The 22,548-nt window shown below is 68.2% G+C and carries 16 protein-coding genes; 6 read left to right on the forward strand and 10 right to left on the reverse strand.

Annotated features, from left to right (window positions below):
• Positions 1-116: 116 nt before the first annotated feature.
• The 6 genes from ID810_RS10005 to arfA form a co-directional block, all read right to left on the reverse strand.
• Complete coding sequence (locus tag ID810_RS10005; RefSeq protein ID WP_195858785.1) at positions 117-1,001, reverse strand: carbohydrate ABC transporter permease; 885 nt, start codon at positions 999-1,001, stop codon at positions 117-119.
• Positions 1,001-1,963 (reverse strand): carbohydrate ABC transporter permease, encoded by a 963-nt coding sequence (locus ID810_RS10010; RefSeq protein WP_196781498.1) that lies wholly within the window; start codon positions 1,961-1,963, stop codon positions 1,001-1,003. Before ID810_RS10010 ends, ID810_RS10005 begins: the two co-directional genes overlap by 1 nt.
• Positions 1,964-2,041: 78 nt before the next feature.
• On the reverse strand, positions 2,042-3,313 hold the full coding sequence (locus ID810_RS10015) for an extracellular solute-binding protein (RefSeq protein ID WP_166857980.1): 1,272 nt from the start codon (positions 3,311-3,313) through the stop codon (positions 2,042-2,044).
• A gap of 94 nt (positions 3,314-3,407) precedes the next feature.
• Positions 3,408-5,501, reverse strand: coding sequence for an RICIN domain-containing protein (locus ID810_RS10020; protein WP_166857982.1), 2,094 nt, complete (start codon positions 5,499-5,501; stop codon positions 3,408-3,410).
• Positions 5,502-5,543: 42 nt separating this feature from the next.
• Positions 5,544-6,800: a family 1 glycosylhydrolase gene (locus ID810_RS10025; RefSeq protein WP_166857983.1), complete on the reverse strand. Its 1,257-nt coding sequence runs from the start codon at positions 6,798-6,800 to the stop codon at positions 5,544-5,546.
• Positions 6,801-6,807: 7 nt separating this feature from the next.
• The gene (gene arfA, locus ID810_RS10030) at positions 6,808-8,316 is read right to left on the reverse strand and encodes an arabinosylfuranosidase ArfA (RefSeq protein ID WP_166857986.1); all 1,509 of its coding nucleotides are present in this window, start codon (positions 8,314-8,316) and stop codon (positions 6,808-6,810) included.
• Positions 8,317-8,515: 199 nt separating this feature from the next.
• On the opposite strand from arfA, the gene ID810_RS10035 reads away from it, so the two are divergent.
• Both ID810_RS10035 and ID810_RS10040 read left to right on the forward strand, forming a co-directional pair.
• Complete coding sequence (locus ID810_RS10035; protein ID WP_166857988.1) at positions 8,516-9,541, forward strand: LacI family DNA-binding transcriptional regulator; 1,026 nt, start codon at positions 8,516-8,518, stop codon at positions 9,539-9,541.
• Positions 9,526-10,572, forward strand: coding sequence for a LacI family DNA-binding transcriptional regulator (locus ID810_RS10040; RefSeq protein ID WP_166857989.1), 1,047 nt, complete (start codon positions 9,526-9,528; stop codon positions 10,570-10,572). Before ID810_RS10035 ends, ID810_RS10040 begins: the two co-directional genes overlap by 16 nt.
• Here ID810_RS10040 and araA read toward each other — a convergent pair.
• Positions 10,560-12,080 (reverse strand): L-arabinose isomerase, encoded by a 1,521-nt coding sequence (gene araA / locus ID810_RS10045; protein ID WP_188232624.1) that lies wholly within the window; start codon positions 12,078-12,080, stop codon positions 10,560-10,562. The genes ID810_RS10040 and araA overlap by 13 nt on opposite strands.
• Before the next feature lie 376 nt (positions 12,081-12,456).
• On the opposite strand from araA, the gene ID810_RS10050 reads away from it, so the two are divergent.
• The 3 genes from ID810_RS10050 (at position 12,457) to ID810_RS10060 (ending at position 18,013) form a co-directional block, all read left to right on the forward strand.
• Complete coding sequence (locus ID810_RS10050; RefSeq protein ID WP_166857991.1) at positions 12,457-13,890, forward strand: MFS transporter; 1,434 nt, start codon at positions 12,457-12,459, stop codon at positions 13,888-13,890.
• Between the two features lie 181 nt (positions 13,891-14,071).
• Positions 14,072-15,082, forward strand: coding sequence for a nucleoside hydrolase (locus tag ID810_RS10055; RefSeq protein WP_166857993.1), 1,011 nt, complete (start codon positions 14,072-14,074; stop codon positions 15,080-15,082).
• Between the two features lie 114 nt (positions 15,083-15,196).
• Positions 15,197-18,013, forward strand: coding sequence for an alpha-L-rhamnosidase (locus tag ID810_RS10060; protein WP_166857995.1), 2,817 nt, complete (start codon positions 15,197-15,199; stop codon positions 18,011-18,013).
• A gap of 77 nt (positions 18,014-18,090) precedes the next feature.
• On the opposite strand, the gene ID810_RS10065 is transcribed toward ID810_RS10060, so the two are convergent.
• Genes ID810_RS10065 through ID810_RS10075 form a run of 3 tightly spaced genes read right to left on the reverse strand, consistent with a single transcriptional unit; the run spans position 18,091 to position 21,127 of the window.
• Entirely contained in the window at positions 18,091-18,924 is an 834-nt protein-coding gene (locus ID810_RS10065; RefSeq protein ID WP_166857997.1) for a carbohydrate ABC transporter permease, read from the reverse strand.
• On the reverse strand, positions 18,924-19,832 hold the full coding sequence (locus tag ID810_RS10070; RefSeq protein WP_166857999.1) for a carbohydrate ABC transporter permease: 909 nt from the start codon (positions 19,830-19,832) through the stop codon (positions 18,924-18,926). The genes ID810_RS10065 and ID810_RS10070 overlap by 1 nt, the downstream gene beginning before the upstream one ends.
• A complete protein-coding gene (locus ID810_RS10075) occupies positions 19,829-21,127 on the reverse strand; it encodes an extracellular solute-binding protein (RefSeq protein ID WP_166858001.1) in 1,299 nt (432 codons plus the stop codon). Before ID810_RS10075 ends, ID810_RS10070 begins: the two co-directional genes overlap by 4 nt.
• Before the next feature lie 304 nt (positions 21,128-21,431).
• On the opposite strand from ID810_RS10075, the gene ID810_RS10080 reads away from it, so the two are divergent.
• Positions 21,432-22,523, forward strand: coding sequence for a LacI family DNA-binding transcriptional regulator (locus ID810_RS10080; protein ID WP_166858003.1), 1,092 nt, complete (start codon positions 21,432-21,434; stop codon positions 22,521-22,523).
• Positions 22,524-22,548: the final 25 nt, after the last annotated feature.

Consider the following 22,548-nt stretch of genomic DNA (forward strand, 5'->3'; position numbering starts at 1 on the left):
CAATATGGGGGGAAGAGGGCTTGTGCACCATGAGGCGCACACGGAGGAGTGCGGAACTGCCAGGTGGCCCTGGACGGTCGAGGCGGCGCCAGACGCCGAGCCCCCTGGTCGACGGGTCATCCCTTGATTCCGGTCGAGGCCACACCTTCGATGAATCGTTTCTGGATGAAGGCGAAGACGACGACCAGCGGGATGACGGAGATGAGGGAGCCCGCCATCGTCACGCCGTAGGGGATGGTCCCCAGGGAGGTCCCGTTGAGCAGCGCCAGGCCCGCCGTCAGGGTGCGCTCCTCCGCCGAGTTGCTCATCACCATCGGCCAGAGCATGTCGTTCCAGTTGCCGATGAAGTTGAACATCCCCAGCGTCAGCAGCCCGGCGGCGGCGTTGGGCAGGACGATGCTGCGGTAGATGCGGAACTCGGAGGCACCGTCGATACGTGCGGCGTTGTGGAGGTCCTGAGGGATCTGGATGAAGAACTGGCGCAGCAGGAAGATGCCCATGACGTCGGCGGCGCGCGGGATGACCATGCCGACCATGGTCCCCACGAGGCCGAAGGCGGAGAGCATCTTGTACAGCGGGACCAGCAGCGTCTGGAAGGGGATCATCATCGTGACGATGAGCGTGACGAACAGGGCCGAGCGTCCCCGGAAGGGGATAAAGGCCAGGGCGTAGGCCATGAGCGAGTCGAGCACGAGGGACAGCACGGTGACCGACACCGAGAGCATGACCGTGTTGCCCAGCTCCTGCCACACGGGCAGGCGCTCGAAGACCCCCGGGACGTTGCTCAGGGTCCACGACTGCGGGAACAGGGCGGGGGGCCACGAGAGCACGTCCTGCTGGGGGCTGAGGGCGGTAACCACCACGACCAGGATCGGGAAGGCCGCCACGACGGCGACCGCCAGCACGGCGATGTTGGCGGCGACCGTGCCCATGAGCCGGTGACGGCGTCTGCCGCCCCCGCGTGCGGAGGGCGGGCGGGAGAGGCTCCTCGTCATCGCCATCACATGTCCCTTTCCTGGCGCCGGCTCACGACGAGCTGGGCGACACCCACAACGAGGGTCAGTCCCATGAGGATGAAGGACAGCGCAGAGGCCTCCCCCATCTTGAAGTTCGTGAAGCCCTCCGAGTAGACGCGGTACACGACGGTCTCGGTCGTGCGCATCGGCCCGCCCTTGGTCATGATGTAGATCTGGTCGAAGGCCTGGAAGGCCCCGTTGGCCACGAGCACCACGACGTAGGTCATGGTCGGGCGCAGGCCGGGCAGCGTCACGGACAGGAACCGCCTCCAGCTGCCCGCACCGTCGATGGAGGCCGCCTCGTACAGCTCCCGGGGCACGTTCTGGAGCCCGGCGAGGAAGATCACCATGAAGTAGCCGAAGTTCTTCCACACGGCCACGAGGACGACCGTCGGCATGGCCCACGTGGGCGAGGACAGCAGGTCCGGGACGTGGATGCCGACGCGCGAGAGCCAGTAGGGCAGGACCCCGATGTGCGGGTCGACGATGAAGCCCCACGCGAGGGCGGCGACCGCCATCGAGATGATGAAGGGCACGAAGATGACCGTGCGCATCATGCCCCGCATGAGCAGGTCGCTGCGGTTGAGCAGCATCGCCACCGCGAGCGCGCAGGCGATGGTGGTCGGCATGTAGAGGACCACGTACCACAGGGTGTTGCCGATGGCCCTGAGGGTGTCGGCGCTGGTGAAGATCCTGACGTAGTTGTCCAGCCCGACGAGCTCGGGGACGTTGAACCCGCTGGCGTTCGTGAACGAGATCCCGAGCGCGTAGAGCGTGGGGTAGAGGACGAACACCACGAGGATGAGCAAGGCGGGGGCGACAAAACCGATCGCCTTGCGGTCCCACTGGCGTTGACGTCTGCGCAGGCGCCGAAGCCCCTCGACGTCCACGGCCCGCTGCGGCGCGCCGGCCACTCGCGTTGATGCCACTGACGGCGCTGAAGGCACTGTTCCTGTTCCTTCCTGGTCTAAGAGGTCCGAGGTCCGGGCGGTGGTGGGGCGGGCGGGGTGCCCGCCCCGCCGGCCTCAGCCGGCCATGTAGCCCTCGACGGTCTTCTGCGTCTGAGACAGCAGGCTCTCGACGTCGCCGCCGCCCATGATCTGGCTCATCATCGAGCCGGTCTCGTTCATGATGTCGGAGACGTTGCTCGTGATGCCGGTGGCGTAGTAGTGAGCCTGGCCGGAGAAGTCGGCCAACTCAGCCACGAGGGGGTCGCTGAGCTCGGACGGGTCGATATCCGTCCGGTTCGGCGGGTAGTAGGTGGAGGTCCACAGGACCTGCTGGTCGTAGGAGTTCCAGAAGTCGAGGAAGGCGTAGGCCGCCTTCTTCTTCTCCTCGCCGCTGACCATGCTGGTGGCGAACCAGTACAGGGAGACCGCCTCGACCCAGTCACCCGGCCACTGGAAGACGCCGACGTCGACGCCCGAGGACTGTGCGGCGACGAGCTGCCAGGGGCCGTTGAGGATCATGGCGGCCTTGCCCGCCTGGAAGAGCTGGGCGGCGGCGACCACGTCCTGGCCGGTCGGGCTGATCCGGTCCTCGATGACGGCCTTCTGCCACCTCTTCATCGTGGCGACGTTGGCGGGTGAGTCAATGCTCACCTTTCCGTCGGTAATGAAGTCGCCGCCTCCCGAGTGGAGCATGGTCGCCAGGACGGCGGAGTCGGAGTCCGGCAGGGAGATGCCGTACTGCTCAGGGGTGCCGTCGGCACCGATCTTGGTCAGCCGCTTGGCGACGTCGATCAGTTCCTCGACCGTCGTCGGATAATCCTGCTCTGTCAGGCCGGCATCCTGCCACATCGCGGTGTTGTACCAGATGGCGAAGGCCGAGACGCCCATGGGGACGCCGTAGGTCTGCCCGTCCCACCTGACCTGGTCGACCACGTTGTCGTACAGGACGGTGGTCGAGGTGTAGGTGCCGGGGTCGCCGTAGAAGTCCTGTAGGGAGACGAAGGCGCCCTGCTCGGCGTAACCAGGGCCGGAGTCCACCCCCTGCACAACCAGGTCCGGGCCGCCGCCGGAGCTCAGGCTGGTGAGCAGCTTCTCGCTGATGGAGCTCCAGGCGATGACCTCCGGATTGACCTTGTACATGTCCTGGCTTGCGTTGAAGGCGTCGATGATCTGGTTGACGACCTTGCCGTCCGCCTCTGTGAAACCGTGCCACAGGGTGATGGTGGTTCGGCCTGAGGAGTCGCCGCCGTCTGCGGGCTTCGAGGACCCGCCGCAGGCGCTGAGCGTCGCCATGGCGGCCAGAGCCGCTCCGCCTCCCAGGAAGGTACGTCGTCCGATGCGTGTCATGGTGTTCTCTCCTTGTGTCATTGGTGTCTATCGGGCTCACCGTCTCAGGGTGAGTCTGTGTTCTGGTGTGTACTCGTACGCGCGTGAGGGCTCGCTATAGCGCCGCCTCTGCAACCAGCACCCATTCCTGACAGGGATAGCCGTTGGACTCCCACTGTTGTGCTGGCGCTCCGTCCTCGTGACTGCCGTCAGCGATCTCAAGAACATGTCCGCTGTTGGCGTTGGACAAACGCCACCGTCCATCGACAGCGGTTGCGTTCCACCATTGTGTCGGGTGCCCGGTCGGCCCCCACTGGCTTGCCTGCGTCCCTATTTCGATCGCGCCACCGGGGATCTCCAACAGCTTGGAGGAATGGACATTCACCAACTGGTAGGAGCCTTCTCCCCCTGCGGCCGACATCGCCCAGGTTTGGGTGCGGTGCCCCGTTCGGCTCCACTGACCGACAGACGCACCGTCGTGGGTGGCCGCCGAGGCGACCTCGAGAAGCTGACCACTCTCCTTGTTAACGATGTGGAAGTACCACGGCCAGTCGGTTGAGGAGTCGCGCACACGGATGAGATCAACTTCTGCGAACGACATCCCCTTCGAGAGGGTGATCGTATTGTTGCCGGCGACTAGACGGACGGTCGTGGTCGCCCAAGCAAATCGACCCCAGTCAACGGTTGGTGCATACCTAATCGTCCTGTTCGCCCTGCCGTTCACCATCAGCCTGTGAGAACTTGGCCTTCCCGTCCCATTGTCGTACCGCACGTCAAGGGTGTAGGTACCCGCCACAGGCACGGAAATATCGAAAATGACTGAGCTTGCCGCACTATTGATACCACCTATCTTCGTTCCGCCCGAGGCGTCTCCGCGCATCACCTCTTTCGCATCGGTGACACGAGCATTTTCAGCCTCGTACTGGACCGCATTCAACGGGGTCGCGCCGAGGACGACGTCGTTGTACGTCGTGCTCAGATTCTCGACGTTGGTACCCTGATATAGCGCACGAGATGCAGGATCATAGTCGAACGACTGAGCAAACCCCGAGAACGTTCCGCCAGCGGTGTCAGCAAAGTCATATGTAACCGCGTATGGCAGTCGCTCCCACGCGCCTTCTCCATTCATTCGGTTAACGTAGTAGTTCTGCCCGCCGTCAATGTTGCCATTAGCATCCAAGGCCCATTTCGAGGTAACAACAACCATGCCCTGAGGGCCGCCTTCAGGAACCCATCGAACGAACGGAGACGAGCCGATCCCACGTCCATCCACAAGCTGAATCGGAGTTCCGATACTTGTTTCAGGCACCCAACTCAAACCATCATCGGAAATCTTGTAATATATGACTGCATTGTTGGATGACTGCGAGGGTCGGTTAACGACTTCGTACACGGCGATGTAACGGCCGTCAGCCATCCGAGTCACTGTGATCATGCCGGGCCGGTCGCTCCTGTTCGTCGGCGCGGACACATTGACAACGTCACCCCAGGTGCGACCACCGTCGACAGACCGTCTGTATACGACAGCCTGGAGGACTCCTTGGTCCTTCTGCCTCTCGTCGGAGAAGTAGGCGACCAGTCCCCCATATGCGTCGACCGCCAATGACGGTTCCCACACGGTGGAGGTCGTTGAGCTCGGGGAAGGGTCGTAGACCGCGGGACCACCATGGTCGATGCTCGACAGCAGCGACCATGTCCGGCCCTGGTCGGAGCTCGAATACACGACAAGCGTGCTCGTCGAGCGGTCCTCAGGCATGATCATGCCCGCCAAAAGGATGGTTCCAGCAGCGAGGCCCGACGTACCCGGGGGCACCTCGAAAAGGAATGGTTGGGCTGTTCGTGTGAGTCCGCTGAACTGGTCACTGGGGCGCACGGTCGAGATCCGTCGCCAGCCCTCTTCTCCTGGAGACCTACGATAGATGGGGTAAACTTGAACCCCGTCTTCCAGAACCAACTGGTCGTACGTCACAAGCATGGTCCCGTTGACCGAACCGGAGTTCTTCAGAACGATGTTCTTTACGTAGGTAGTTCCGGCCTCACGCCCACCCTCAGGATTGAATGAGGTGCCGGCCTCAGGCGAGTAGACGACTGACGGAGCAATCGAAAGGCCGTCCTCAGCCGCGTAAGAGGCGGCTGGGTACGCCACCGTTCCGACAAGGAGTGCCGCCAGCACGGCAAGCCCCTTGCTGAATAGGGTTCTTGTCCTCATGGTTCTCCTTTGAACAATGAATGCAGCAGTCAGGTCAGTGGCTCAGCCGGCCCGGTGGGACAGGGCGAGTTCGCGGTAGACGACGTAGGCCGGGTTGTTCACGCGCGCCAGGCGGCCCTCGTCCTCGACGAGGTCCTGCAGGCCCATCGTCAGCAAGTAGTCGCTGCGCGGCCCGTCGCCGTGGCGGTAGGTCCACTCGTACATGTCGAACAGGGGCCACCACGTGTAGCCGACGACGTCGACGCCGCTCAGACGCAGGCGGTCCACCGCGGCGACGGAGTCGCGCATCCAGGCGATGCGCTCCTCGACGGGTGCGGTCACGCACGTCTCGGTCAGCATGACGGGGGCACCGTAGCGTCTGTACCACAGGGTCAGGACGTCCTCTAGACCGGCGACCCCGGCGTCGGTGCTCACGCGGGGGTCACCGAAGCCACCGTCGTGCCAGTCATGAGGGTCGAGAACTTCAGTGGAATGTCGTGGGTAGTAGTTGACACCCATGACATCCGGAGTGATGGGGTCCTGCCGGAACCAGTTAAGCCTGTCCTCATTCCAGCCGTTGTGAAGCAACAGGCCGGCCAACGGATGACAGTCATCCACCCGCCCTGTCACCAGGTCCTCGACGAGGAAGCGCTGCGCCTCAAGGCGTGCCCCCGTCTCCTCGTACGGACTGCCGGCGAGATCTCCGACGTAGCGCATTCCAGCGTCAACGTGGACGAATACCGGCGCACTGACAACCTCTGCGATAGCCCACTGGCTGCGTACGAAACCCTCTGCGATAGCCCCCGCAGTCCGCGCCATGCCTGCGACACCGCGGCCATAGGGCGGCCAGTAGCCGTATTCGCCACAGAAGAGCACGTGGATCATGGGCTCGTTGACCGGGGTGTAGCTCTTCACCCGGTCCCCGTACCTCAGCGCGACACGACGGGCGTACTCCTCAACCAGCAGGGGGTAGTCCGGGTGGTGGAACTGCTGCTCCATCCATAGGGGCGTTCCGTAGTGGAGGAGATCCACGATGGGCTCCAGCCCTGCCTCGAGCATGGCCTCGACCGCACGGTCGGTCCACTCCCAGTCCCAGCGCCCCCGCTCAGGGTTCACCTTGTGCCAGGGCACGCCCCAGCGCAGGAACTCGGCCCCGGCCTCTCGTGCGGCCACGAAGTCCTCACGGAACTGCGCATAGTGGCCAGTCTGCTCGTACTCGTCGATGGGTCGCTCGCCAGGCCCACCCTGGGGGACGAAGGTGTCCTCGATTCCCAGGGCGAGGTGGAGAGTCCCGTCGCGGTACCACATCGTCGTTGCCATCGGCCCGTCAGCCGAGCTCGACGGCCAGCCAGGAGGCGGGCGGCAGGGTGGTGGTGAGCACGCCGTCGGCGATCGCAACCGGGTGAGAAACCGGGACGACGGCGTCGGGCTCGTCAGCGGTGTTGACGGCGTCGAGGTCCGCGGGGGCGAGAATCTGCGCCTCGATCACCCTGCTCACGCCCAGCGAGGCGAGGGCGGCGGTGAGGTCCGCGCTGTCGGTGAGGGAGCGGTTGAGGGCGAGCAACGAGCCCGTACCCGTCTCCTTGTCCCAGGTGACGACGGCGTCGACCTGGTCGACGTCGCCGTAGCGCTCGGTGGGGGTGGAGGCGGTCTCGACGACGGCGTCGTAGGCGGTGCCGCGGGCGATGCGCGAGCCGATGGCGAAGGGGTGGAAGGTGGTCTGACGCCAGGCACGGCCACCCTTCTCGGTCATGATCGGGGCGATGACGTTGACGAGCTGGGCGATGCAGGCGGTCTTGACGCGGTCGGCGTGGCGCAGCAGGGAGATGAGCATGCCACCCAGGGCGAGGGCGTCGGCGGCGGTGTAGACGTCCTCGATGCGCTTGGGGGCGACGGGCCAGTCCGCGGGGTCGAAGCCGTGCTCGATGGAGTTCCACTTGCTCAGGCGCCACACGTTCCACTCGTCGACGCTGATCTGGATCTTCTTCGTCGAGCGCTTCTTGGCGCCGACGGCGTCGGCGGTGGCGATGATGCCCTCGATGAAGCGGTCCATGTCGTAGCCGGCAGCGAGGAAGCTGGCGCGGTCCTGGGTGTCGGGGTCGACGTAGCGGTGCATGGAGATGAAGTCGACCTCGTCGTAGTTCAGCTCGAGGACGGTGCGCTCCCAGTCGCCGAAGGTGGGCATCTCCCACGCGGAGGAGCCGCAGGCCACGAGCTCGAGGTCCTGGTCGATCATCTTCATGGCGCGGGCGGTGGAGCCGGCGAGGTAGGCGTAGTCCTCGGCGTTCTTGTGGCCGACCTGCCAGGGCCCGTCCATCTCGTTGCCCAGGCACCACATGCGCACGTTATAGGCGTCCTCGTGGCCGTTGGCACGGCGCTTGTCGGCGTACTCGGTGGAGCAGACGCCGTTGGTGTACTCGAGGATGTTGATGGCGTCCTCTTCACCGCGGGTGCCGAGGTTGATGGCCATCATGGGCTCGACGTCGGCCTTGGCGCACCAGGTCATGAACTCGTCGAGGCCGAAGGCGTTGGTCTCGATCGAGTGCCAGGCGAGCTCGAGGCGGCTGGGGCGCTCGGCGACAGGGCCGACGCCGTCCTCCCAGCGGTAGTTGGAGACGAAGTTGCCTCCGGGGTAGCGGGCGATGGTGACACCGAGCTCCTTGACCAGCTCCATGACATCTCGGCGGAAGCCGTCGGCGTCGGCGGTGGGGTGGTCGGGCTCGAAGATGCCGGTGTAGACGCAACGGCCGAGGTGCTCGACGAGCACGCCGTACATGCGGCGGTCGATGCTGCCGATGGGCCGGTCGGCGTCGACACTGATGCGCGCGTGGGACATGGTGACGCTCCTTCGGGTCTGCCTGAGTGCGACATCATCGTCACCCCGTTAGTTCATCGTTGTCAACACCCTGACTTTCTCAGAAGCGTCAATTCCTCCACTTTGCTAGGTACTGCAACACATATCAGTCACCCACCAGCAATGTCCTCGTTGAATGTGATGGGTAGCACACACGTGGGGCTGCACCTAGACTGCCCACATGCCCGCCACGATCAACGACGTCGCCACACGTGCAGGAGTGTCGACCAAGACGGTCTCCCGGGTGGTCAACGATGAACCCGGGGTCTCCCCCACCACTCGCGAGCGTGTCCTCGAGGCGGTGCGCGAGACCGGCTACGCCCCCGATCCCGCCGCCCGCTCCCTGCGTACCGGCCGCTCGCAGGTCATCGGCCTGGCCGTCCCCGAGCTCGGCCAGCCCTTCTTCGCCGAGATCGCGGACCGCATCGCCCAGGCTGCCCGCAGCCACGACCTGGGCCTCGTGCTGGGCGTCACCGGCGAGCAGGGTCAGGGCGAGGCGGACTTCCTCGAGCGCAACCCCGGCCTCGACGGCACCATCCTGTACTGGCAGGGGCTCAGCGCCGCCCACCTGAGCGCCGAGGCCGCCCGCCGCCCCCTCGTTGTCATCGGCGAGTACGACCACGACGCTGTCGACCGGGTGACGATGGACAACGAGCGCGGCATCACCCTCGCCCTGGAGCACCTGCTCGCCCTGGGCCGCGAGCGCCTGGCGGTCATCGGCCTGCCGGAGCCCGGTGTGCGAGCCCACGCCGCCGCCCGACGGCGCACGGCCGCGCTGCGCGACGCGCTCACAGCCCACGACCTCACCCTCGACGAGCGCCTGCTCGTGCCCTCCGCCGAGTGGCGCCGCCCCGACGGCGCCCGCTGCGCGCGCCGCCTGCTGGACCAGGCGGTGCCCTTCGACGCGATCCTCGCCTTCAACGACGGCCTTGCGCTGGGGGCACTCGCCGAGCTGCGCGCCGCCGGGGTGACGGTGCCCGACGACGTCGCGGTCACCGGCTTCGACAACCTTGACGCCTCGCGCTACTCCTTCCCCTCCCTCACCACGGTCTCGCCTCGCCTGGCCTCCTACGCCGCGCACGCGGTGGACCTGCTCGTCGCCCGCATCGAGGACCCGTCCCGCGCCCCGCGCACCGAGGTCGCCGGGGTCACCCTCATGGCGCGCGACTCAACCATCGGAGGTGGTGCCCTGTGGCCCAGCAGGTGACCATGCAGGACGTCGCCGCGATCGCCGGGGTGTCCGCCAAGACCGTGTCCAATGTGCTGCGCGCCGCCGGGGGCGCCTCGCAGGCGACGCGCGAGAAGGTCCTGGCCGCGGTGCGCGCCAGCGGCTACCGGCTCAACGCCGGGGCCGCCGCCCTGCGCTCGGGGCGCCACGGTGCCATCGCGCTGGCCGTGCCGACCCTCCAGCAGCCCATCCACGCGCACCTCGCTGAGGCCCTCATGCACGCCGCCGGTGGCGTCCAGGTGGTCCTGGAGCTCACCCGGGGTGAGGCCGAGGCCGAGCGCGCCCTGCTGTCGGGCTCGTGGCGCAGCCGCTGCGACGCCCTCGTGCTGGCCCCGCGCGGCGTCGACCCCGCCTCCCAGGCCGACACGCGCCTGCTGGTCGGTACGCCCGAGGACGGCGGCCGCAGCCCCGCCGTCGTGCTGCTCAGTGACGTCGGCCCCGCCGGCGTGCCCCGAGTCATGTGCTCACCCACCGCCCAGAGCCTGCTCGTGGCCGCGCACCTGCGCGAGACCGGCAGGCGCCGCGTCGCCGTCGTCGGGGCGCAGGACCCGGCCGACCGCTGGACCGAGGCCTGTGTGCAGGCCCTGTGCGGGGCCGGGCTCGAGGTCCCCGAGGAGGCCCTGGTGCGCGTGGGCGACGTCGACGGGCTACGCGGTGGGGTGGAGGCGGTCAGCCGCCTGCTGTACCGGGGGGCCCGGGTCGACGCCGTCGTCTGCCACAACGACGCGCTGGCCGCCGGGGCGGCCGCGACCCTCCTGCGCCGGGGCGCGCGCGTGCCCGAGGACGTGGCCGTCATCGGCCGTGGCGACACCGAGACCGCCCGCTACGCCTCACCGGCCCTGACCAGCGTGTCCGTGGCGGCGGAGGCGACGGCGGCGGCCGTCATGGACCTGCTGGCGCCCGTGCTCGACCCGGCGACGCGGCCCGGTGCCGCGCGGCAGGCCACCGAGCTGGTCGAGGTCTCCCCCGTCCTGACCGTGCGTGCCTCCTCCGGGGCTCAGGCGCCCTGAGTGAGGCGGTAGTAGGCCTGGTTGAGTCGACGCTCCTGGGCGAAGCCGCGCGTCGTCGTGTCCTCGTCAATGACGGCGAGCTCCATCTGGGCCATCTCGGCCAGGTCCTGCCAGGTCTGAAGCGTCGTGGACGTCGACATCACCGTGTGGTGGGCGGCGCCCGAGAGCATCCAGCACTCGGTGGAGGTGGAGAAGTCGGGGGCGGGCTCCCACACGGCGCGGGCGACGGGCAGGGCGGGCAGCGGCGCGTCGGGGCCGACCACCTTGACGACGTTGGCGGTCAGGCGGAAGCGCTCACGCATGTCGGACATGGCGACGACGATGCCGGGGCCCGTGTCGGCGTCGAAGACGAGGCGGACCGGGTCCTCACGGCCGCCGATGCCCAGCGGGTGGATCTCCAGACGCGGCTTGGACTCGGTGAGAGAGGGGCAGACCTCGAGCATGTGGGCTCCGAGGATCTTCTCCTTGCCCTCGGTCATCTCGTAGCAGTAGTCCTCCATGAGCGAGGCGCCGCCGGCGAGGCCATGGCCCATGACCTTCGCGGCGCGCACGAGGATGGCGGTCTTCCAGTCGCCCTCGGCGCCGAAGCCGTAGCCGTCGGCCATGAGTCGCTGGACCGCCAGGCCCGGCAGCTGACGCAGAGCGCCCAGGTCCTCGAAGTTGGTGGTGAAGGCGGTGGCGTCGTGCTCCACAAGGAAGCGGCGCATGCCGGCCTCGAGCCGGGCGCCGTAGCGCAAAGACTCGTGGCGCTCGCCGTCGGGCCGCAGCTCGGGTACGACGTCGTAGCGGTCCAGGTACTCCTCGATGAGGGCGTCGATCTCCGCCTCGCTGACGGCGTCGACGACGGCGACGAGGTCGTTGACGCTCCAGGTGTTGACCGAGACGCCAAGCCTGAGCTCGGCCTCGGTCTTGTCGCCCTCGGTGACGGCGACGTTGCGCATGTTGTCGCCGAAGCGGACCAGGCGCGTGTCGTGCAGGGCGTCCCAGCCGGCGGCGGCGCGAGCCCAGGTGGCGACCTTGGCCTGGGTGGCGGCCTGCGTGGCGTGGCCGACGACAATCTTGCGGGGCCGGCCCAGGCGGCTGAGGATGTAGCCGAACTCGCGGTCGCCGTGGGCCGCCTGGTTGAGGTTCATGTAGTCCATGTCGAGCGTGGCCCAGGGCAGCTCGGCCGAGAACTGGGTGTGCAGCTGAAGCAGGGGCTTGCGCAGGGCGTCGATGCCCAGGATCCACATCTTGGCCGGGGAGAAGGTGTGCATCCAGGCGATGACACCGATGCAGGAGGGGTTGGCGTTGGCCTCGAGCATGGCGGCGCGGATGGAGTCGCGCTCCTTGAGGACGGGCCTCCACACGATTCTGACGGGAACGGACTCGGCCTCGTCCAGCCAGGCAGCGACCTGCAGGGACTGCTCGGCGACCTGGGCGAGGGTCTCCTCGCCGTAGAGGTCCTGGGAGCCGGTGAGGAACCAGATCTCCTTGCCGGCGAAGGGGCTGGGCAGAGCCGTGGTCATGACGGGGTCACTCCTTGATGGTGGGTGCGGGTGGGGTCGGTGCAGGTCCGGGCGGTGCGGTGACCGGGGTGCGGCGGGTCCGGGGCTCGGCTCGGCGGCGGGTCCGGGAGCACTCCAGTGTGTCCGCGCCCACCAATAGTGAACGTTCACATGCCAGAAGTCAAGCCTCCGACGCCGACCGTCGACCCCTCAGGCCCGGCTCGACGCCTCCGCCCGCCCCCGCAGAGACTGCCCCCGCCTGCGGCACCCAAGCCTCGTGAATGTGATGCGCACCACGTGCCATTGAGGGGCTTGCCAGATGAGGGGAACTCGTCGTTGAATGGATTCAATCGACCGATCGTTTGGTTAGCGGTCACGACCCGGCAAAGGAGCCCCTGTGTCAATCTCCCCCACCCTCGACTCCCGGTTTGAGGAGCCATCGCGCCCCGGTACCTCCGCGAAGTACCTCGGCGGACGCCCCTTCGTTCAGTACATCGTCTCCTTCATCATCTCCTCGATCGTCCTCTACGCCTGCTACGCGGCGATGGCCGGCATCCTCCTGCCCAGCTCCGTTCAAACCATCGAGTTCCAGCACTACTTCGCCAACACCCCTGTCCAGAGCGTCAACGCGCTCCAGGAACTGACCAACCTCAAGCAGGCCATCGAGGCCGGCACCGCCTCCGCCACCGCCGAGCAACAGGACCTGCTCGACCTGCTTGCCCAGTACGAGGGCGCCCGCGCCAAGTCGATCTCCCTCATGATGTCGATCGGCTCCTTCTTCACCCTCTTCGCCCAGCCGATCATCGGCGTCGTCTCCGACCGCTGGCGCTCCACATTCGGCCGCCGCGCCATGTGGATCGTCCTCGGCGCCATCGGCGGCGCGATCTTCATGATCGGGCTGCGCTACTCCACCTCCATCGCCCTGCTCACCCTGTTCTGGACCACCAGCCAGGTCTCCCTCAACATCATGCAGGCGCCCCTGTCCACCACGGTCGCGGACCGTGTGCCCCAGGACAAGACCGGCCTCGTCTCCGGCCTGTCCGGCATCGGCATGATGGCCGGCTTCACCGGCGGCGCCATCGTCGCCGGCATCGCCTTCACCTCCCTCGGACTGGACACCTACTTCGTCTTCGCCGTCGGCGTCGTCATCGGCGCCCTCATCTTCGTCACCTTCGCCAAGGACCGCTCCTCCGAGGCTCTCGAGGTCAAAGCCTTCGACTGGGTCGGCTTCTTCAAGGGCTACGCCATCCCATTGCGCGACCACGACTTCCGCTGGACCTGGATCGCCCGCTTCTTCATGTTCTTCGGCTACACCGGCATCACGAACTTCACGCTGTACATCCTGCAGTCGCACATCCAGCCCGCCCTGACCGCCTCTGAGGCCGCCACCACCTACGCGGGCCTGTCCTCCGCCGCCCTGCCGGGCCAGTTGTTCATGATGCTCATCGCCGGCCGCTGGTCGGACAAGGTCGGCAGGCGCAAGCCCTTCGTCATCGGCGCCTCGGTGCTCATCGCGCTGCTCATGGCCCTGCCACTGTTCTTCCCGACACTGCCGGTCTTCTACGTGTTCTACGTCGGCATGGCCGCCGCCTACGGCATGTACATGGCCGTTGACGTCGCCCTGTTCATCGACGTCCTGCCGGACCCGGAAGCCGCCGGCCGTGACCTCGGCGTCGCCAACGTCGCCACCAACATCGGCCAGATGCTCGCCCCGGTCGTCGCGGGCCAGGTCGTCGCCCTCACCGCCGGCTACAACGCTCTGTTCGTCATGTCCGTCGTCGCGGTCTTCATCTCCGCCATCGCGATCATCCCGATCAAGAAGATCAAGTGACCCGGCTCCCGTCCGCCTGACGGGCGGCCGCGAGCCGGCCGAGGGCGCCCGGTCCTCCCAAGGAGCCGGGCGCCCTCACGCACCACCCACCCGGTGAGCCCCAGCGGCCCTGGAAGCACCCCGGGCCCTACACCGCCGGGCCGCACGCTCACCATCCACCGCCCCACCCCAGGAGAACGCCATGACCGCCCCCACCGCCCCCAAGACCTGGGCCTACGGCTCCTTCCCCTGGCTGGGCCCAGACGAGCACATCCCCGGCACGCGCCCGCGCACCCGCGTCATCGTCGACAACGACTTCGCCGGAGACCCCGACGACCTCTTCCAGCTCGCCCACCACCTGCTCGTCGAGGGCACTGAGGTGCGCGGCGTCGTCGTCTCCCGGCTCAACGAGGACAACGCCTGGAACTCAACCGGCGCCTCCGTGGCAACCGGCCGCGAGAACGTCGAAGAGCTGCTGGCCGTCATGGGCGTGACCGGCGTCGGCGTCCACGACGGCGACGACCGCGGCTTCGCGGCCTATGACGGGCCCACCGACGCCTCCCGCCTCATCGTCAACGAAGCCATGGCCGACGACGAACGCCCCCTGTACGTCGTCACCGGCGGCGGGCTGGGCGAGGTCGCCCGCGCCCTCAAGGCCGAGCCCGCCATCGCCGAGCGCATGATCCTCATCTGGATCGGCGGCTCGGAGCACCCCGGACGGGCCTGGGTCCCCGACGGCGCCACGGTGCTGGAATACAACATGGCCATTGACGTGCCTGCCGCCATGTACGTCTTCAATGACACCGACGTGCGCGTGTGGCAGATGCCCCGCGATGTCTACCGCTCCAGCCAGGTGCCCTTCACCGTCATCCGCCGCGGTTGCCGGCGCGCCGGCGCCCTGGGCGAGTACCTGCTCGGCCGGCTCAACCTCGTGCGCCGGATGATCGCCCCCTTCGTGGGCCACGCCGGTGCCACCTACGTGCTCGGCGACCAGCCGCTCGTGCTCCTGTCCAGCCTGCAGACCACCTTCGAGCCCGACACCGCCTCCAGCGCCTACGACGTCGTCCCCCGGGTCGCCCTGGCGGCCGACGGCACCTACCGCTACCCGCAGGACACGCGCCCCATGCGCCTGTACACGCGTATCGACAACACCATCCTCTTCGACGACATGTTCGCCTCCTTCGAGGCCCTCAGCACCTGGCTGGAGGCCTGAGCCGGGCACGGCTGCGCCGTCGTGATGACGCACGGCCCCGTGCGCGGCCCGGTGACCAACGCCGGAACCCGACCCACCTCTGCCCCTCTCCACCAGACGACTCCGGAGGCTCCCATGCCCGCCCTCACGACCATCCGCCCCCTGACCCCCGAGCCCGAGATCACCATCGACGCGCTCACCGACCCGGTGGGCGAGCTCGCCGCCCCCACACACCTGAAGATCGACCAGTACCTGCCCGGCAACGTCCTGGGCGGCGCCACCGCCACGCCGCGCCTGTCCTGGGAGATCGCCACCGCCCCGGCGCACTGGCGGGCCACCGGCGCCGAGCTCGAGGTCACCCGCACCGACGCCGCCGGCAGGGCGCTGGGCGAGCCCGTCGTCCTGCCCCTGACCACCTGCGACGGCGTGCTCGCCGACTGGCCCGCCGAGCCGCTGCGCTCGCGCGAGCGCGTCGTCCTGCGTGTGAGGGTCAGCGGCAGCATTGAGAGGGCCGACGGCGACCCCGGCAGCAGCCCCGACGGCGCCCCCGGTGCCTGCGCCACCGGCTGGTCCGAGCCGTTGGCATACGAGGTCGGCCTGCTTGAGCCCGAGGACTGGAGGGCGCTACCGGTCGGCCCGTCGTGGCCCGAGAACCCGCTGGCCGACCGTCGGCCACCGCGTGTGCGCACCGAGTTCTCCCTCTCCTGCCCGGTCGTGGCCGCCCGCGCCTACATCAGTGCCCACGGCCTCATCCGCGCCGAGATCGACGGCCGGCGCGTGGGCGCCGACGAGCTCGTGCCCGGCTGGACGGTCTACGGCGAGAGGATCGTCGCCCGCACCTACGACGTCACCGAGCTGCTCACCTCCGGCGGGGACGGTGCCCCCACGGACGGCACCGGCGCGCACGCCGTCGGAGCCCAGCTCGCCGACGGCTGGTACCGCGGCCACATCGGCTTCGACGGCGGCTACCGCAACCTCTACGGCGAGGACGTCGCAGCCCTCATCCAGATCGAGGTCACCCACGCCGACGGCAGCCGCACCGTCGTTGCCACGGACTCCTCCTGGCGCTGTGGCGCCGGGGAGATCCTCTTCTCCGACCTCTACGACGGCGAGACCACCGACGCCCGCCTGGCCACCCCCGGCTGGTCCCGGCCCGGCTTCGACGACTCGGGGTGGCTGCCCGTCGCCGTCGGGACGTCCGACGCCGGTCGGCTCGTCATGCCCACAGACGCGCCCGTGCGCACCACCGACGTCCTGGAGCCGGTCGAGGTCAGTGTCCTGCCTGCCGTCGTGCTCGACCTGGGTGGCAGCAGCTTCGAGGTCGAGCCCGAGCGGGTCCTCATCGACTTCGGCCAGAACATCTCCGGGCGCCTGCGCCTGCGGGTGAGCGGCGAGGCGGGCCAATCCATCGCCCTGCGCCACGCCGAGGTCCTGGAGGGCGGGCGGCTGGGCACCCGGCCCCTGCGCGAGGCGGCCTCCACGGACACCTACACGCTGGCCGGGGACGGCGTTGAGGAGTGGGAGCCGGTCTTCGCCATCCACGGCTTCCGCTACGCGGACGTGACCGGCTGGCCCGGCGGCGTCGAGGCCGCCACGGCAGCCATCGCGGCGGGGGCGGTGCGCGCCGTCGTCCTGCACACCGAGATGGAGCGGCTGGGGGCCTTCAGCGCCTCGGACGAGCGGGTGACTCGCCTGCACGAGAACTCCCGGTGGTCCATGCGCGACAACTTCGTGTCGATCCCCACGGACTGCCCCCAGCGCGACGAGCGGCTGGGCTGGACCGGAGACATCCAGGCCTTCGCGCCGACGGCCGCCTTCCACTACGGGTGCACGGGGCTGCTGTCCTCCTGGCTCGTGGACCTCGCGATCGAGCAGGAGGCCCACGGCACCGTGCCGTGGTACGTGCCGGTGATCCCGGGCGGCTTCTGGACCCCGCCCATGCCCGGGGCGGTGTGGGGCGACGCCGCGACCGTCGTGCCCTGGGAGCTGTACCGGGCGACCGGCGACCATGGGCTGCTGAAGCAGCAGTACGACTCGGCCCGCGCCTGGGTCGACCTCGTGACCTCGCTGGCCGATGCGGACCACTGCTGGACCCAGGGCGGGCGTCAACTCGGTGACTGGCTCGACCCGACGGCGCCCCCGGACAACCCGATGCTCGCCATGACGGACCCCAACCTCGTGGCCACGGCCTTCTACGCGCGCAGTGCCCGCATCCTGTCGCAGTGGGCGGCCGCCCTGGGCGAGCAGGCCGACGCCGCGCGCTACGGCGAGCTGGCCGACGCCATCGGGGAGGGTTTCAGGGCCCGCTACACCGACGGGGCCGGCCACCTGACCTCTGACACGCAGTGCGCTTACGCACTGACCATTGCCTTCGACCTGGCCGGTGACGCCGAGCGGCGCCGGGTGGCCGGTGAGCACCTGGCCGAGCTGGTCGATGCCAGTGGCGGGCACGTCGGCACGGGCTTCGCGGGCACCCCCGTGCTCACGGGCGCGCTCACGGGCACGGGCCACACCGAGGCCGCCTACCGCCTGCTCCTGGAGGACACGTGCCCGTCGTGGCTCTACGCCGTCACCATGGGCGCCACCACGACGTGGGAGCGTTGGGACTCCATGCTGCCCGACGGCTCGATCAACCCCGGCGGCATGACCTCCTTCAACCACTACGCGCTGGGCGCGGTGGCGGCGTGGCTCGAGCGTGACGTGGCTGGGCTGGCGCCGGCGGAGCCGGCCTACCGGGTCATCGACGTCGCCCCGCACCCCGGGCCGGGCCTCAGCAGCGCCCAGGCGGTGCACCGCACGCCGTTCGGCTGGGCCGCCTCGTCCTGGAGGGCCGACGACGAAGGCCTCACGCTCGAGGTCGTCGTGCCGGTGGGTGCGACGGCGCGGGTGAGGCTGCCCGGGGCCGAGCAGGTGATCGAGCTCGGCCACGGCCGTCACACCCTGAAGGCCTGACTCAAGGTCTGAGGAGCGCCCCCGGCGCCGCGTTCGCGGGACCCTGAGGTCTCGCGCCGGGCCCGGGGGTGTTCAGGTTACTTGCCGACGCCGGCGGTCAGGCCCGCGACCATCTGCCTGCGCCCGAGGGTGTAGGCGACGATGAGGGGCAGGGCGCTGAGCACGACGGCGGCGAGGATGGCCGGGGTGTCAGAGCTGAACGAGCCCTGGAAGTTCCACAGCGACAGGGGCAGGACGCGCTTGTTGGCGCTCTGGGTGAGGATAAGGGGGAAGAGGAAGCCGTTCCACACGTTGAGGGCGTCGTAGATGCCCACGGTGACGAGGGCGGGCTTGCACAGCGGAGCGGCCAGGCGCCACAGCATCTGCCAGTCCGTCGCACCATCGACCTTCATCGACTCGAAGAGCTCCCTGGGCACGTCACGCAGGAAGTTCGTGAGGATGAGCACCGAGATCGGGATGGCGAAGGCGATGGAGGGCAGGATGATGGCCCAGAGGGAGTCGTACAGACCCATCTGGACGATGAGGTAGTACACCGGCACGATCGTCGCCTGGATCGGGATCGCGATGCCCAGCAGGAACATCGCGAAGATCCGGTCCGAGAACCGGGTGCGGCTGCGGACGATGACATACGAGGCCATGAAGGCGATGACCAGGACCACGGCGACGGTCGCGCCGGTCACGAGGACCGAGTTCGCGAAGTACATCCAGAAGTTGTTCTCGAAAACTGTGATGTAGGCGCGCAGCGTCGGGTTGCTGGGCAGCGCGAGGGGGTTCTCGATGTAGTAGTCCGCCTGCGAGCGCAGTGAGGTGACGATGATGTAGTAGATCGGGACCACTGCCACCAGGAGCCACAGCCAGCCGAGGAGGCCGCCGAGGACATTGGGACGTCGGCCACCCTTCTTCTTGAGCATCAGTTCGCCCCCTCCATCGTCGACTCCATCTTGGAGGAGCCCGAGAGCTTGTTGAGCAGGTAGGAGATCGTCAGCCCCACCACCACGAGAAGGACGCCGAGCACGGCGGCGCCGCCCATGTTGTAGGAGCGGAAGCCGGTGAGGTACATGTCGAGGGCGAGCACACGGGTGGCGTTGCCCGGGCCTCCGGCGGTCATGACGAAGATGAGGTCGAAGTAGGTCAGCGACCCGACGATCATGAGCGTCGAGGACGTGACGATCGTGTTGCGCAGCTGCGGCAGGGTGATGCGCCAGAAGGTCTGCCACCTGTTGGCGCCGTCGATCATGGCTGCCTCGTTGATGGAGACGGGGATCTGGCGCGCAGCGCCCTGGTAGAGCAGTGAGTGGAAGGGCACGAAGCACCACGCGATGACGAACATCACCGTGTAGAAGGCCAGTGTCGGGTTGCCGAGGAAGTCCTGCGAGAGCAGGTCGAGCCCGAAGGCCCGCGACATCCCGAAGTTCGGGTCCAGCAGCGCGTTGAAGGCGATGCCGACCGCCGTCGCCGAGAACAGCAACGGCAGGAAGTACAGGATGGCCTGGACGTTGCGGTAACGCTCATTGCCCGCCATGAACACCCCCAGCAGGAGCGAGATCGGCGTCTGGATGAGCCAGCACAACAGGGTCATCCCGAGCGTGAGCAGAATGCCGTGCTGGGTGACGTCGTTGCTCAGCATGGCCTTCCAGTTGTCCAGGCCGACGAAGCTGAGGCCGCCCAGGCCGTCCCAGCTCATGAAGGACAGGACGAAGACCCCGATGAGGGGGACGAGGGCGAACACGCCGAAGAAGAGCAGCGCGGGTGCCGCGATCCAGGGGCTGGGCCCTGTGCTCAGCCTCCCGCGCTCCTCGACGGAGCCGACCGAGCTCATGCCAGGGCCGCGTTCATCTTCTGGACGAACTCCTCCGGCGTCTGCTGGAGGAGGAACACCTGAGACAGGTTGGTGAGCAGCTCCTGCGCCTGGGCGGAGGGCAGCGCCTGGTCCCAGGACATCTGGAAGTTTCCGGCGTTCTTGACGAGGTCGTAGCCGAAGGACAGGTAGTCGGCGTGCTCGGAGGCCCGGATCACCGCCTCGGCGTCGCGCGACGGCGGGATGGTGCCGCCGTCGACAAGGGCCTTGACATAGCTGTCGTTGTGCAGCTCCTCGTTGAGGTAGGCGATGACGATCTTCTGCGCAGCCTCGTCCCCGGCGGAGACGGACCAGTAGTTGGCCGGGTTGCCCGTGATGTTGGAGGCGTCGCCGGCGCCACCAGTCACGGCGGGGAAGGTGGCGTAGCCGAGGCTGTCGGCCGCCATGAAGTCGGGGGCGTCTTTGAGGAAGTTGGCGTAGACCCAGGAACCCTGCAGCAGCATCGCGGCCCTGCCCGTGTGGATGAGGGCGATGTCGGCGCCGGAGTCGGCGTCGACGGAGCCGTAGGAGTCCCCGAGCCCACCGGCCTTGACCATGTCCTGGATCTTCGTCAGGGCCTCGGCGAAGGCCGGGTGGGACCATGCTCCCGCCTCGCCCGCCACGACGGCGTTGAAGGCCTCGGGGCCGCCGATGCGGTCCGTGAGGTACTGGATCCACATGAGGTACGGCCACTGTGAGGCACCGGCCTCGGCGAAGGGGATGTAGCCGGCCTCCTTGAGCACGGGGATGAGGGCCATGACCTCGTCCCAGGTGGTCGGGACTGTGGCGCCGACCTTCTCGAACACCGGCTTCGAGTAGTAGAGGAGCACGGGCTGGGCGTTGTTGTTCGGCAGGGCGTAGACCTTGCCGTCCACCTTGCCGACCTCGAGGATGGACGGGATGATGCGATCCTGCGCGGCGGCCGTGACCTCGGTGAGGTCGATGACCTGGCCGTTGTTGACGTAGTCGAGCAGGGTGCCGCCCGCCCAGTTGTACAGCAGGGTAGGGGCGTTGCCAGCGCCGACGGCGGTACGGATCTTCTCCTTGTAGGCGTCGTTGGCGAAGTACTCGGTGGCGATCTGCTGGTCCGCGTGGGCGGCGTTCCACCGATCGAAGGAGTCGCGGAAGGTCTGCTCGGGACCACCGGTAAGGGCCCAGGCATTGGCACGGCCGCCCGCACCCGGCCGCGAGCCACCGCAGGCGGCGAGGGTGGCGGCAAGGCCGAGGGCGAAGACTCCACCGAGGGCGTGGCGTCGGGACATCATGAGTGTGGACATGGGGGTTCCTCTCAGATCCGGCCCTGCACAGGGCCTGTGCTCGACGACGGCGTCGGACACGTTGGGGGCACTGCTGAACGGCTAGGTTGACGAAAACTTTCATTGTTCTCTTCGATATCTGAAAATGTATCACCGTAAAACATCTGTTGACACGGGACTTTCGGTCACGATCGGATCACATTGCGCAGCGCACGACGAAAATTCATGCAAGTTAATGCAGACTGATGGCGCACAGAGCCACGCCGCTGACGCTCACCCGTCCCCGCACGCTCAGTGCCCACACCGGCCCCACAAGGAGCACCCCATGGCACGTCCGCGCTCCTGCGCGCCCACGCAGACCACCATCGCCGAGGCTGTCGGCGTCTCCGTGCCCACCGTCTCCAAGGCCCTGAGGGATGACCCCACCATCTCCAAGCGCACCCGCGCCCTCGTGCACGCGACCGCCTCGCGCCTGGGCTACACGTCCCCGGCCTCATCGGCCTCCAGCGGCGCCACCAGCAGCCCCTCCCCCGACACCGCCCCCACCCCACACACCCGGCACCGCGTCTCCATCGTCTGCGACACGATCAACAACGCCTACACGGGCGAGCTCCTCGCGGGCATGCTCGCCGCCGCGCGCACCCTGGACGTCATCCTGCAGATCGACCACCTGGGGGTGGCCGCTGACGTCCTTGACGACGAGGACAGTGCCGAGCAGGCCGCCAGCGCTCTCGCCCGGCTGGCCACCGGGAACGCCGACGCCCTCATCCTCGTCACCACCCCCGTCGACAGCCGGACTCTCGAGCGCAGCCTCGAGCGGGGTCAGCCGATCCTGGCCATCGACCCCGCCACCACGCCACCAGCGGGCCTCGTCACCCTCGCAGCCACCAACTGGCGCGGCGGGGTCCAGGCCACCGAGCACCTCATCGGGCTGGGGCACCGACGCATCGGTGTCATCTGCGGGCCACAGCGGTCCCTGCCGACCATCGAGCGCCTCGCCGGTTTTCGTCACGCCTGCTCCGCCGCCGACATCGAGCCCGACGACTCCCTCATCCTGCCCGGCCGCTACGACTACGAGAGCGGCCTCGAGGCCGGCGGTGCCCTGCTCGACCTGGCCGAGCCTCCCACCGCCATCTTCGCCATGAACGACGTCATCGCCGTCGGAGTCCTCGAAGCCGCCCGTCGGCGCAACGTCCATGTGCCCGAGGACCTGTCCGTCATCGGCTTCGACGACACCTCGGTCGCCCGCATGAGCTCGCCGCGCCTGACCGTCATCCGCCAGCCCCTGCACGAGATCGGCTCGGAGGCGGTGCACGCCGTCGTGCGGGCACTCGGACGCGGGAGAGTGAGCGGCAGCCCCATCGAGATGCAGACCTCTCTCGTCACACGCTCCTCGACGGCGCCCGCCCCCCGCTGACGGCATCGCTTTCCGACGGCGGGCG

It is taken from the genome of Actinomyces respiraculi, assembly GCF_014595995.2.
Lineage (GTDB): Bacteria > Actinomycetota > Actinomycetes > Actinomycetales > Actinomycetaceae > Actinomyces > Actinomyces respiraculi.